General features: G+C 28.5%; 13 protein-coding genes and 1 riboswitch. Of the genes, 3 read left to right on the top strand and 10 right to left on the bottom strand.

From position 1 onward, the window contains the following. Positions 1-4 precede the first annotated feature (4 nt). Positions 5-487 (top strand): threonine/serine exporter family protein, encoded by a 483-nt coding sequence (locus JW646_RS11765; RefSeq protein WP_074919777.1) that lies wholly within the window; start codon positions 5-7, stop codon positions 485-487. 98 nt (positions 488-585) lie between these two features. On the opposite strand, the gene JW646_RS11760 is transcribed toward JW646_RS11765, so the two are convergent. The 6 genes from JW646_RS11760 to JW646_RS11735 form a co-directional block, all read right to left on the bottom strand. Next, positions 586-1,023, bottom strand: a complete 438-nt coding sequence (locus tag JW646_RS11760; protein ID WP_228415279.1) for a SoxR reducing system RseC family protein — start codon at positions 1,021-1,023, stop codon at positions 586-588. Between the two features lie 141 nt (positions 1,024-1,164). Further along, positions 1,165-1,354: riboswitch (cobalamin riboswitch) on the bottom strand. 57 nt (positions 1,355-1,411) lie between these two features. Next, on the bottom strand, positions 1,412-2,317 hold the full coding sequence (locus JW646_RS11755; protein WP_074919779.1) for a cation diffusion facilitator family transporter: 906 nt from the start codon (positions 2,315-2,317) through the stop codon (positions 1,412-1,414). A gap of 101 nt (positions 2,318-2,418) precedes the next feature. Continuing rightward, positions 2,419-3,516: a DNA polymerase IV gene (gene dinB, locus JW646_RS11750; protein WP_228415278.1), complete on the bottom strand. Its 1,098-nt coding sequence runs from the start codon at positions 3,514-3,516 to the stop codon at positions 2,419-2,421. 85 nt (positions 3,517-3,601) lie between these two features. Then, complete coding sequence (locus JW646_RS11745; RefSeq protein WP_206925608.1) at positions 3,602-5,107, bottom strand: DUF1846 domain-containing protein; 1,506 nt, start codon at positions 5,105-5,107, stop codon at positions 3,602-3,604. Positions 5,108-5,457: 350 nt separating this feature from the next. Then, entirely contained in the window at positions 5,458-5,664 is a 207-nt protein-coding gene (locus JW646_RS11740) for a hypothetical protein (RefSeq protein WP_074919782.1), read from the bottom strand. A 245-nt stretch (positions 5,665-5,909) separates the two neighbouring features. Further along, a complete protein-coding gene (locus tag JW646_RS11735; protein WP_074919783.1) occupies positions 5,910-7,574 on the bottom strand; it encodes a ribonuclease J in 1,665 nt (554 codons plus the stop codon). A gap of 139 nt (positions 7,575-7,713) precedes the next feature. Between JW646_RS11735 and JW646_RS11730 the strand changes: the two genes are divergently transcribed. Next, positions 7,714-8,229 (top strand): spore coat protein, encoded by a 516-nt coding sequence (locus tag JW646_RS11730; protein WP_148558286.1) that lies wholly within the window; start codon positions 7,714-7,716, stop codon positions 8,227-8,229. A gap of 56 nt (positions 8,230-8,285) precedes the next feature. Here the strand turns inward: JW646_RS11730 and JW646_RS11725 are convergent, their stop codons facing one another. Further along, the gene (locus tag JW646_RS11725) at positions 8,286-9,470 is read right to left on the bottom strand and encodes a M20 metallopeptidase family protein (RefSeq protein WP_228415277.1); all 1,185 of its coding nucleotides are present in this window, start codon (positions 9,468-9,470) and stop codon (positions 8,286-8,288) included. A gap of 113 nt (positions 9,471-9,583) precedes the next feature. Between JW646_RS11725 and JW646_RS11720 the strand changes: the two genes are divergently transcribed. Beyond that, a complete protein-coding gene (locus JW646_RS11720; protein WP_228415276.1) occupies positions 9,584-10,225 on the top strand; it encodes a cyclase family protein in 642 nt (213 codons plus the stop codon). Between the two features lie 127 nt (positions 10,226-10,352). Here JW646_RS11720 and JW646_RS11715 read toward each other — a convergent pair whose 3' ends face one another. The 3 genes from JW646_RS11715 to JW646_RS11705 all read right to left on the bottom strand — a co-directional run bounded on the left by JW646_RS11715 (position 10,353) and on the right by JW646_RS11705 (position 12,688). Beyond that, positions 10,353-11,714: an MATE family efflux transporter gene (locus JW646_RS11715; protein WP_228415275.1), complete on the bottom strand. Its 1,362-nt coding sequence runs from the start codon at positions 11,712-11,714 to the stop codon at positions 10,353-10,355. Positions 11,715-11,794: 80 nt separating this feature from the next. Continuing rightward, on the bottom strand, positions 11,795-12,448 hold the full coding sequence (locus JW646_RS11710; protein WP_228415274.1) for a DMP19 family protein: 654 nt from the start codon (positions 12,446-12,448) through the stop codon (positions 11,795-11,797). Positions 12,449-12,469: 21 nt separating this feature from the next. Beyond that, entirely contained in the window at positions 12,470-12,688 is a 219-nt protein-coding gene (locus JW646_RS11705) for a hypothetical protein (protein ID WP_228415273.1), read from the bottom strand. Positions 12,689-12,743 lie beyond the last annotated feature (55 nt).

The following is a 12,743-nucleotide window of genomic DNA, read 5'->3' as shown; positions in this document are numbered from 1 at the left end:
TTAAATGAGTTTACTTAATTTATTAGAGAATTTCTTTTTCTCATTTTTAGCTACTGTAGGATTTTCAATATTCTTCAATTCTCCTATAAAATCTTTAGTTCCAGCAGGAACTATTGGGGGTATAGGATGGACAGTTTATATTATATTATTTAATTTTTCTGGAAATGCTATTTTGGCAAATTTTCTTGCTGCTGCATTAATTTCTCTTCTTAGTGAAATATTAGCTAGAAAAATGAAGTATCCTGCTATTATATTTGTTATACCAGGTATCTTACCTTTAATACCAGGATTAGGACTTTATAATACCATGTTATCTTTAGTTGAAGGAAGATATACAGATGCCATATCAATTGGTACTAATGCTTTATTTGTAAGTGCTTCAATTGCAATGGGTGTACTATTAATTACATCTATGGTTAAAACTTATTATATAATACTTTTTAAAATCAACAATAAAAAACTACAGTTAAAAAAGCTTATAAAATAGTTTTTAGTATATAAAATTAAAGTACAATAAACTTTATAGTAAAAGTAATAAAAAAGAAGCATTTGTTATCAAATGCTTCTTTTTTATTATAAATAACTTTATTTTTCTTCTATTATTTTAGTTATTCTAGGTATATACTCTCTACTTCGCTTAAATTTGTCATCGTTTTTTCTTAGTAATAAATAAGATATACCAGTACAAATTAAACCAACTACTCCACTTATAACTTCAATGGACCCTGAAAATTTAATTAAATCTAATATATAATATGTTAATATTGTTCCCACAAGTAAAAATATTAAAGGAACTAAGTAAGCAAGCATTGTAGCTTTAAGCACCTGTACACTTTCCATACTAACTTCTACACGATCTCCTTTTTTGGCTCCTATTGAGTTATCTACTTCTACTACTAAGTCTTGACATTCTGACGATAATTTACTGCACTTGCCACAAGATGCACAAGCCGAATGACGTTGCATTATCATTTTTGCAGTTCTATTATCTACAATGTCTATAATAAATCCCTGTTGATTCATGATTTCATCCCCTTTATATAGAACCTGAACTAGAGAATAAGTTATTACTCTTCATAAAAAAACTTAATTTTTTATCTATAATATGTTCCGTTAATACCTATTTATTAATAACCCATATTACAGTATTTCTCTCACACCCGAAAGATCATGTACTTTTAGGCAGGTCTCCTGACTTAAAATCATCCTACTAACTTCTCCTTCCCATTTTACCAGTGGAGTTAAAGCTCTCCAAAGCTCTAAGTTTTCGTCATTATCACAGTAGCGGGGGCTGCTGTGGATTTTCACCACATTCCCTTTAAAGCCATTTGGCACCTTGAATAATATACTCATTCTCTAGTTAAATGCATATTTTACTATGCTCTTTAATTATAAAATATAATGTTTTTTTCTACAATAGGTTTTCCTTTTTATAATAAGGTTCCACATGAATTATAACCTGGCAATTTGGATTAATTTTATTTTTAATCTCTTTTTCTATATTGTGAGAAAGACTATGAGCTTCTTCAGTAGTTGTATTTGCATCAATCATAATATGCATATCAACATAAATATCATTTGCACTGCCTCTACTTCTTATTTTATGAATATTTTTTATTTCATCAAAAGAATTTAATATTTCAGTAATTTTTTCTTCACCTACAGCGGCTTTGTCCAATAGTATCCCAATGGATTCTTTAAAAATTTCATAAGATGCTTTTAGTATAAATAAAGATATAACTATAGATATAATAGGATCTATAATTTGAGGTAAACCTAATTTAATTCCTATTAATGATAGTAAAACACCTACAGATATAAAAATATCACTTTTAGTATGAATAGAATCAGATATCAATATAAAACTTTTGTATTCTTCACCTTTTTTTCTTTCATATATGGTAACAAAAATATTTATACACACAGTTAATATTAATGAAATTAAACTTATTAGTGTTATATTTAGCTCGCTTGGATTTATAAATCGGCTAAATCCAGCAAATAAAGTTTTCAAACCTAAAAATAAAAGCATACCTCCAATAAACAAACTAGCAATTATTTCACACTTCTTATGTCCATAGGGATGCTCTTTGTCAACTGGCATACTAGCTATAGTAATTCCAATCAAGCCAACCACATTAGATAATCCATCAGATAAAGAATGAACTCCATCTGTACTTAAACTAGCACTATTTATTAAATAACCCACTACTATTTTTATTATAGCTACACCTAAGTTAGCAAACAAAATTATCCATAAAACAAATTTAACCTTTTTGTAATTTGCATTATTACCATAATCAATTTGATTTTCCATAAATACCCCTCCAACTTTGAATTACATTAACAGTTAATAATATTTATCATCATCCTATATACTCAAAAATCCATGGACTATGCCCATGGATTAATAAAATATTATTCAGTTTTTCTATTATCAATATATTCAAATAAGGTAATATTTGTTCCTTCTTCTCCGTTAACTAAATTTAATAATGTTACTCCTATAAGTCTTATCTCTTTATGATTATGTTCTATATTTTTAAATAAGTTAAAGATGTTCGTTCTAATATCCTCATGAGAACATATGGGATTGGTTAAGCTAGCACTTCTAGTTATCTGCCTAAAATCTCCATACTTTATTTTTAAAGTTACAGTCCTTCCCATCTTTTTTATACTCTTTGCTCTTTGAGATACTTCCTCACATAGCTCATCTAAAATATTAATTAACTTTTCATCTTCTATATCTAAATTCTCGCTTAAAGTAGTCTCTGCACCTATGGACTTTCTTTCTCTATTAGGCTCAACAGGTCTACTGTCTATACCCCTTGATAGCTGATAAAATAAATATCCTCTATTTTTAAAAATTAATTCCAATTCATTTATGTCCAATTGTCTTAAGTCATATCCTGTATTAATTCCTAAATTATGAAGAACCTTTTGAGTTACCTTTCCCACTCCAAAAAATTTACTTATGGGAAGATTATCAAGAAAACTTTGTGTATTATCTTCTCTTATGATAGTAAGTCCATTTGGTTTGTTATAATCCGAGGCTAATTTAGCTAAAAACTTATTGTAAGATACTCCTGCAGATGCAGTTAATTCAGTTTTTTCATAAATTTCTTTTTTAATCAGTTGAGCAACTTCTGTGGCATATTTTATATTAAATTTATTTTCTGTAACATCTAAATAAGCTTCATCAAAAGATAAGGGTTCTACTAAATCTGTATATTTATGAAAAATCCTTCTTATTTCATACGATACTTGCTTATACACTTCAAACCTAGGTCTTACAAATATGGCATATGGACATCTTTTGTATGCAGTTTTACATGGCATTGCAGAATGAATTCCATACTTTCTTGCCTCATAGGAACAGGTTGCAACTACACCTCTACCTTGAGGGTTTCCTCCTACAACTACAGGTTTTCCTTTTAAATTTGGATTATCCCTTTGTTCAATAGAAGCATAAAATGCATCCATATCTATATGAATTATTTTCCTTTGATTTTTCATACTTATCACCCTTTATTTCTTTAAATTAATCTCACCAAATTGCAAAATAGGCCACATTGATTATCAATATGGCCTTAAGTACTTATTAATTATAGTATAAATTTTGAGATGGATAATCTGGATCGCAAGTTACATGCATTCCTAGCTTTCTAAATGTTTGTTCATCATCTTTGCTTATTATTGTAGTTGAATGAGCCTGTATATTTTTTAACTCATCTAATTTTTCCATAGCAAGTTCTGCTGTTGGATTAGTTACTGCACATATAGCAAGTGCTGATAAAACCTCTTCTAAGCCAAGTGACACATTTTTTCCACCTAGTGTTTCCGTTTTTAATTTTATAATTGGATTTAATATTACTGGTGATATTAAATACATATCATCTGGGATATTAGCCATGTATTTTATTGCATTTAATACTGCAGCTGCAGACGCACACATTAAATCAGAGCTTTTACCTGTTATTATCGTTCCATCTTCAACTTGTATAGCCACCACAGGGCATACATCTTGATTATTACTTTGTGATTTTAGTTTTTCTGAGTATTCTCTAGCTGGATTAACTACAACTCTGTCTTCTGGTTTAACATTAACTTTTTCAAGTATTAAAGATATTGTATCATAAGCATCTTTGTTAACTTCGCCTTTTTTGTATTGGCAAGCAGTGTTAAAGTATCTTCTTATTATTTCATCTGTAGATGCTTCACGAACTACTTCGTCATCAACTATACCAAATCCAACTCTGTTAACACCCATATCTGTTGGTGATTTAAACATAGATTCTTTTCCAGTTATTTTTTCTATTATTTTCTTTAATACTGGGAATAATTCTAAATCTCTGTTGTAGTTAACTGATTTTTCTCCATAGGCATCTAAGTGGAATGAATCTATCATGTTAACATCTTTTAAATCAACAGTAGCAGCTTCATAAGCTATATTTACTGGATGATTTAATGGTAAGTTCCAAACTGGGAATGTTTCAAACTTTGAATACCCAACTGAATTCCCTCTTTTATTTTCATGATATAACTGACTTAGACAAGTCCCAAGCTTACCACTGTTTGGTCCCGGAGCAGTTACTACTACTATTGGTTTTGTTGTTTCTATATATGGATTAGCTCCGTACCCCTCATCACTTACTATAGTGTTTACATCTGACGGATATCCTTTAGTAGGAGCATGTTTATAAACTTTTATTCCACGTCTTTCTAATTTATTTATAAATACTGTTGTTGCAGGTTGTCCTTCAAATCTAGTAATAACCACACTATTTACATCTAAGTTATAACCTCTTAGGTCATCTATAAGTCTTAGCACTTCCATATCGTAAGTTATTCCGTAATCTCCTCTTACTTTGTTACGTTCTATATCACCTGCATAAACACATATTACAACTTCTACTTGATCTTTTATGTTTTGTAAAACTTTGATTTTAGCGTTCTCATCAAACCCTGGAAGTATTCTTTTTGCATGTAAATCTCCCATTAGTTTTCCACCAAACTCTAAGTATAGTTTATCAAATTTTTCTACTCTTTCTAGAATATATTTAGACTGTTCTTTTAGATATTTTTCATGATCAAATCCGATTTTCATTATGCACCTCTCAAAAATTATTTTTTCACTTATTATTTTTCACTAAGGCATTATTATATACCATATTAGCATTTTTTTTCAAGAAGTTTTTAATAATTTTTCGGATTTTTTAAATAGAAATAAAAGATAGTGGTATTTTTCCTATCTTTAAGGCTTGAATTTATTGATTTTTATTTGGTTTGTTTTTATTAGTTTTTTAGTGAAAAATAGGTGCATAAATTCACCACTTTTTTAATGGTGGAGTTCTATTATATGATAATATTTTTTCTTAGTCAATACTTTTTATAAAAAAAAACAACCTATTTGGAAAATCCAAATAGGTTATTATAAATTAAACTATAATATTGTTATTAGCAGCATCCGCAGTCGTCTTCTCCTTCAAATCCACATGCACAAACTATTAATAATAGTATTAGGAATGGTATCCAAGCACAAATGTCTATTTCTGACCAGCAATCTTGGAATGCTAAGAATAAGAAGAATAATATTATTATCCACCAACCAGCTCCGAAAAATCCACCTTCACATCCACATCCACCAAAGAATCTATCTAACATTACGTTACCCCCTTGTTGATATATTAAATAAATTTGTTATCTAAGATATACTATGAAGGTAGGTGTGTTTTTGACATTACTTTTTATAAAAAAAAATATTTTTTTAATCTATAAATTTTAGAGACTCTCCATTTTAATATTTTTAAACTTGTAACACAGGGCTACATTTACAAATAAACTTATAATTATAGTTAGTATGACTACTATAAAGTAACTACTGCCACTAGTGAAACTATTTATTTCTTCTATATTTCCATGATTATAGGAAATACACTAGGCTTTCTCTTTGTTTTATCATAAAGCAATTGCTCCACAGATTTCTTTACACTTGACTTTAGTACTTGCCATTCAATAATTTCATTTGATAAACATTCTTCAATTTTTTCTCTAGATAAATTTTTCATTTCCCTGATTAAATCTTCTGACTCTCTCACATATATAAATCCTCTAGTAATTATATCTGGCCCTGAAGCTATTTCATAATTTGTTTTATCTATGGCAACTACCACAATAACCATTCCATCTCTAGCAAGATTTCTTCTATCTCTTAAAACAATATTGCCCACATCTCCAACACCAAGACCATCCACATATAATATTCCTGTGTGAACTCTTTGATTTGCAGAGGCTTCTCTAGATGTAATTTCCAGCACTTGACCTGTTTCTAATGTGAAAATATTTTTAGAATCCATGCCAAGTTTTTTTGCTAAATCAGCATGATGCTTTAAATGTCTATATTCACCGTGTACAGGCATAAAATACTTTGGTTTTACTAGAGTATGAATTAATTTTAATTCTTCTTGATAAGCATGCCCAGATACATGAATATCTTCTAAATCTTCATAAATAACTTCTACACCTTTTCTAAAAAGTTGGTTTATTACCCTAGAAATTATCTTATCATTACCTGGAATTGGAGAAGCTGAAATTATAAATAAATCATCTTGATGAATTTCTATTTTTCTATGACTACCAAAAGCAATTCTTGAAAGTCCTGCTCCTGCTTCTCCTTGGCTACCAGTAGTTATTATAGTTATATTTTCATCTGGATATCTATTCATATCATCTATATCAATCAATGATTCTGGTGGTATATTCAAATACCCAAGTTCAATTGCTACTCTTGATACATTTTCCATGCTTCTTCCACTAAAAACAATTTTTCTATTTTCTTTTATAGAGGCATTGGCAATTTGTTGCATTCTGTGAATATTAGATGCAAATGTGGCCACAATAACTCTTCCTTTTGCTCCTGAAAATATTCTATTTAAAGTTTCTCCTATGGTTTTTTCAGATAATGAATGACCTGTTCTTTCTATATTTGTACTATCAGCTAATAGTAATAAAACTCCTTTTTTCCCAAGAGTTGAAAATCTATTTAAATCCATAAGTCTTCCATCAATTGGCGTATAGTCAATTTTAAAATCTCCCGTATGAACAATTACTCCTAAAGGAGTTGTTATAGCTAAAGAGCAGGCATCTGCTATGGAATGAGTAGCCTGAATAAATTCTACTTTAATTTTATCAAGATCCACTATATCCCCGCTTTCCACAGGATGGACTGTTACCATATCTTCCATCTTGTGTTCTTCCAATTTATTTTTAACTAATCCTAAAGTAAGTCTAGTTCCATAAATAGGCATATTAATTTGTTTTAGTATATAAGGAATTGCCCCAATATGATCCTCATGTCCATGAGTTAAAAATAAACCTTTAACTTTTTCTTTGTTGTCTACTAAATATGTTACATCTGGAATTACTAAATCTACTCCGTACATATCTTCGTCTGGGAATGATATCCCACAATCTATAACGATTATTTCATCTTCATATTCTATGGCTGTTATGTTTTTGCCTATTTCTCCTAATCCTCCAATTGGAATTACTTTGACACATCTTCTTTTTCTCATGTCTATTCTCCTTTTCATAGTCTAAATCAATTTATTTTAAGTAAAAAATTCTCCTTGTAATATTGTATGTTCTTCTTATTATTTGCAATATATGAATAATATATATTTTTAAAGTAAAAATATATATGGAGGTGATTTAGTGGCAAATTTAACTAGCAAAGAAAGATTTTTACTAGAAGGTGAAAAATATCAACAACAATTAGTAATAGATAAATATAAGGACTATGCTCTACAGTCTCAAGACAACACTCTAAAATACCTATTTTCCGATTTAGTAAAAATCGAAGAGAAACATCTAAATATAATTAATGAAATGTTACAAGGAAAAGTTCCCCAAATTAATAAAGAAAATATTCATCCATACTATGAAAATAATTCTATTAATTCTAATGATTATATAAATATAGGTAATATTACCTTAACATCTTTAGATGAAAACCATAATTATGAAGAGGGCGATAAAATTATATGTTTTGATGCCTTAACAACAGAAGAACTTCTTCATTCAACATGTAGCGCATCTAGCTTAGAATTTGAAAAAACTGAATTGGAAAATATTTTTAAATACATAATTGAAGAAAAATCAGAAAGTCTAAAATATATAAATAATTATATGATTAAAAAAGGGATGTACAATAATCTTATTTATTTTTAATATCCACTTAAAATTAAAAGCCATATTAAACAAGTTTAATATGGCTATACTTATAATTATTTATTAAAATAAAGTACATTTAATACATGCATAGCACTACCTATAACTAAGCAACCTTCATCAATATCAAATGTATCTGTATGAATTAAACTATTTATGCCTTTTTCTTCACTTCCACAACCTAAATGAAAAAATACTCCTTTACAATTTTCCGTGTAAAAGGAAAAATCTTCAGCTCCCATTGCAGGATACCTTTTTTCCTTATAGGATTCTTTTCCCAGTAGTATTTCTGTATTAAGTTTAATAATATCCACCAATTCTTTATCATTTATAACTGGTGGATAACCCTGGTTTTCCATATATAAATCACCTTTGCATCCATATGCCTTTGCTGTATTTTCTATTATGTTTTTTGCTCTATCTACTATAAACTTTTTACTTTTCTCGTTTAAAGCTCTGATGGTTCCACTAATCTCCACATCTTCACATATAACATTTTGAGCTTCTCCTCCAGATATTTTACCTAAGGTTAATACCGCCATAGAAGAAGGAGAAATATTTCTGCTTATTATACTTTGCAAAGATGTTATAACCTGAGCGGCACAAACTAAGGCATCTGTTCCATTTTCAGGATATGCCCCGTGAGCCCTTTTACCTTTTATCCTTATCTTTAAACTGCTGGAGCTAGCATTTAAAGTTCCTTTCCTACATTCAATAAATCCCCTCTCCACATTTGCCTGCACATGTAATCCAAACATATAATCTACCTTAGGGTTTTCTAAACAATCATCTTTTATTAAATATTTGGCTCCACCAAATCGTTCTTCTGCTCCTTGGAAAAAAAATTTAACATTTACTTTTAACTCTGATCTCATTTCATATAAAACTTTACACGCTCCTATGAGCATAGCTGTATGAGCATCATGTCCACATGCATGCATAATTCCCTCATGTTTTGATTTATATAGTTTATCATTTTTTTCATTTATTGGTAGTGCATCTATATCAGCTCTTATAGCAATAGTTTTATAAGTTGGATTTTTTATTATATATGCTATTATTCCTCTATGACTTTCAAACTCTTTATATTCAATTCCTATTTCATCTAAGTATTTTTTTATTTTTTCTTTAGTTATATATTCTTCCATGGCAAGTTCGGGTGTTTCATGTATGTCTCTTCTAATTTTAACTATCCAATCATTCAGATTATTTACTTTATTAATCACCTCTTGAAAATCCATATTATCACCCCCGTCATTTATGAAAATTTCATATATAATATAATTATAGTATAGGACATTGATTAGAATTGTTACATTTTATATATTAGTTTTATATTTTTAAGGAGGTAAAAATGAAAATAATTGATTTAACTCATTCTATTGCAAATAATATGACTGTATATCCTGGCGGACCACAGCCACAAAACAAAATAATAAGTACTGTAACTGAAAACGGATACAAAGAAACTGAAATACATATTCATTCACACAATGGTACTCATATGGATTCTCCTAATCATGTTTTTGAAGATGGAGTTTCTCTTGATAAAATTGATGTGCTAAATTTTGTTGGTACTGCCGCTCTTGTTGATTGTTCATCTTTAGGAGAAGGGGATATTATTACTTATGATTTTATTGAAAAAAATAAAGAATCTATAGATAATAGTGAATTTATTATATTTAGAACAGACTGGAGTAAATATTGGAATACTCAAAAATATTTAGGTAATTATCCTGTTATAAGTGATGAGGTTGTTGATTTTATAGTGACTTCTAATAAAAAAGGAATTGCCTTTGACACAATTTCTGTAGACCCTATCGATGCTTCCATTTTAGCTAAACACCATAAAATACTAAAAAATAATATTTTAATATTTGAAAATTTAACTAACTTAGACTTAATAAATAGTAATACTTTTGTATTTTGCGCTTTACCACTTAAATTTAAAAATTCTGATGGTGCTCCAATAAGAGCAATCGCCACGTTAGACTAAACTGGTTCTCTACTCAATAAAAAAAATCAAATTTATATTATATACTTATATAATATAAATTTGATTTTAACTAATTATTTGTATCATATTTTAATCTTTTATTTTATGATGTTAATTCTTCACAGAACTACTCTTTTATCATATACAACTTATGAGCTTTTCTAAGATATACTAAAATACTAATCAGTAAAGTCCCTTTTACAAAACTAGTTAAAGTAATGCTCCACCAAACTCCACTTAGTCCAAGTATGTCAGGTCTGCAAAGCAAAATAGCTAATGGTATCCTGCATCCTGTTAGCACTGTTATTATTATGGAAGGTATATAGGTTCTACCCAAGCCTTTAAAAATTCCTGCAACTGTTATCTCTAAACACATAAATAATTGTGAATATCCTAGGATTTTCAAGTAGTCTGTTCCTTTTAAAATAGCTTCTGGCTCATTTATAAAAGCCTTAAATATGTACTGTCCTAAAAATACTAAGATGGCTGTTGTTAAAGTTCCCCATATAATTACGCCTATTAAAGCATATTTTGTACTTTTATTTATTCTATCAATTTTCTTTGCTCCATAATTTTGTCCTACAAAGCTAGATAGGGCCGATGCAAATCCATCACAACTATTCCAAGATATGGATTCAATCTGTGAACCTACCTTTTGTACTGCTATGGCAACTGGCCCAAAAGATGCCACTATAACTCCCATTATCATGGAAAAAATAGTGAATAATCCATTCTGAAGTGCCACTGGCGTTCCCAGGACAAATAAAGTTTTATAATAAGTAAAATCTACTTCTCTAAATAATTTAATCTTAAAATGTTCTTCTTTATTCTTAGAAATTAAATAGATAAAACATAAAGCCACAATTATATGGGATGTAATTGTGGCTATGGCAGCACCTGCTACTCCCATTTTTGGAAATGGACCTATGCCAAATATTAATACTGGATCTAAAATAATATTAGTTATTAAACCTATGGTATTTATCTTAAATGGAGATTTACTATTTCCTAAACCTACAAATATTGATGTAAATACAGGGTTTATAAAATAAAACATCATGCCAAGTCCTACAATAACTAAATATTGTTCAGACATATTAATAACTTCCATGTCTCCCAGTTTAAAAAGTCCAATAAGAGGGCTTTTAAATAAAATCAAAACTAAGCTATATAAAAAAGATAAAATCATATTAATTTCAATTGCTGATTTAATAAAATTTTTAGTATCTTTTTCATTTTTTTCTCCCACACTTTGAGCAACCTTAATTTCTCCCCCTACTTTTGAAATCATAATAAATGCCATGGCAAGCCAAGGATAAAACCCGGCTGTTCCAACCGCTGCCACAGATTTACTGCCTATTTTCCCAACCCAAATCATATCTATAAGACTATAGGCTATTTGTATAAACGCAGTTCCCATTATTGGTAATGATAGCTTCACCAATTTCTCAACAATATTACCATTAGTTAAATCAATTTGTTTACTCATAACTTCTCCTTGATTAGATATTCATTTATTAACTTTATACCATACAAATGCCACCCAAATCAGGTGGCATTTGTATGTAATTAATTATTTTCCATTAGTTTTTGTTCTTCTTCCATTTCTTTTAAAATTCTTAATTCTTCTTCACTTAAATCAGAAAAATCAATTATATTATCTCTAATATAATTTGCTATTAATAGTCTTAAATCTGTTTGTTCATATAAATCATTAAATTTTGAAAAGTCAAATTTACTCATAAATAGTGAGTATTCTTCTACACTTCTCTTATTTATATAATTTATGCTTTCTTCAATATTATTTTTATTAATAAATATTTTATAACTTTCTAATAATTCTAAGGCTTTTACATCTTCAAAAGCTTTTTCTAAATAATTCATAGTTACATTGCTAATACTAAAAAAATATTCCCCTAATCCTCCATTTTCCATCTCTGTATCAAACCAAAGTAAAGTATATACATTTTTATGAGTTATTTTCATATTTTGAAATACTTCTAAATCATTACATCCATAACCATATTTTAATTCTAAATCATTTTCAACCATGCAAATTAAATCTTCATCATCATAACTTAATACCCTAATGTCACCTTTTTTACGTGTTTCTTTTTCTTCAATTTTTTTGGTTTTTGATTTGCCCTTTATTATTAAAAGTATGATTATATTAACTGCCCCTAAAATAACAAAAATTAAAAGTATTTTATTCATAAATGACATAATATATCCCCCTTATATATTTTAGATAAAATTATTAGAGTATAGCAATGTTAAACTAACCATTAATATACCAATTAATATCCCTATTACAGCTACTATTTTTGCTTCTTTGTATAATTTTTTCTTGTGTTTTATTTCATATGAAAAACAATAAATTAAAAAAATTAGTCCACATAATATAAGCATACCACCTATAGTACCTATAAAGAAGGTTGTCATAATAGAATTTTTATTTTGCATTTTTTCACATCCTCATATTTTTTCTATTAAAATAATTATATTATACTTTTTCTTT

This window comes from Terrisporobacter hibernicus (assembly GCF_020809405.1).
In the GTDB taxonomy this organism is placed as follows: Bacteria; Bacillota; Clostridia; order Peptostreptococcales; family Peptostreptococcaceae; genus Terrisporobacter; species Terrisporobacter petrolearius.
Note: the sequence above shows the minus strand (reverse complement) of the source record. Positions and strands in the feature narration are given on the sequence as shown.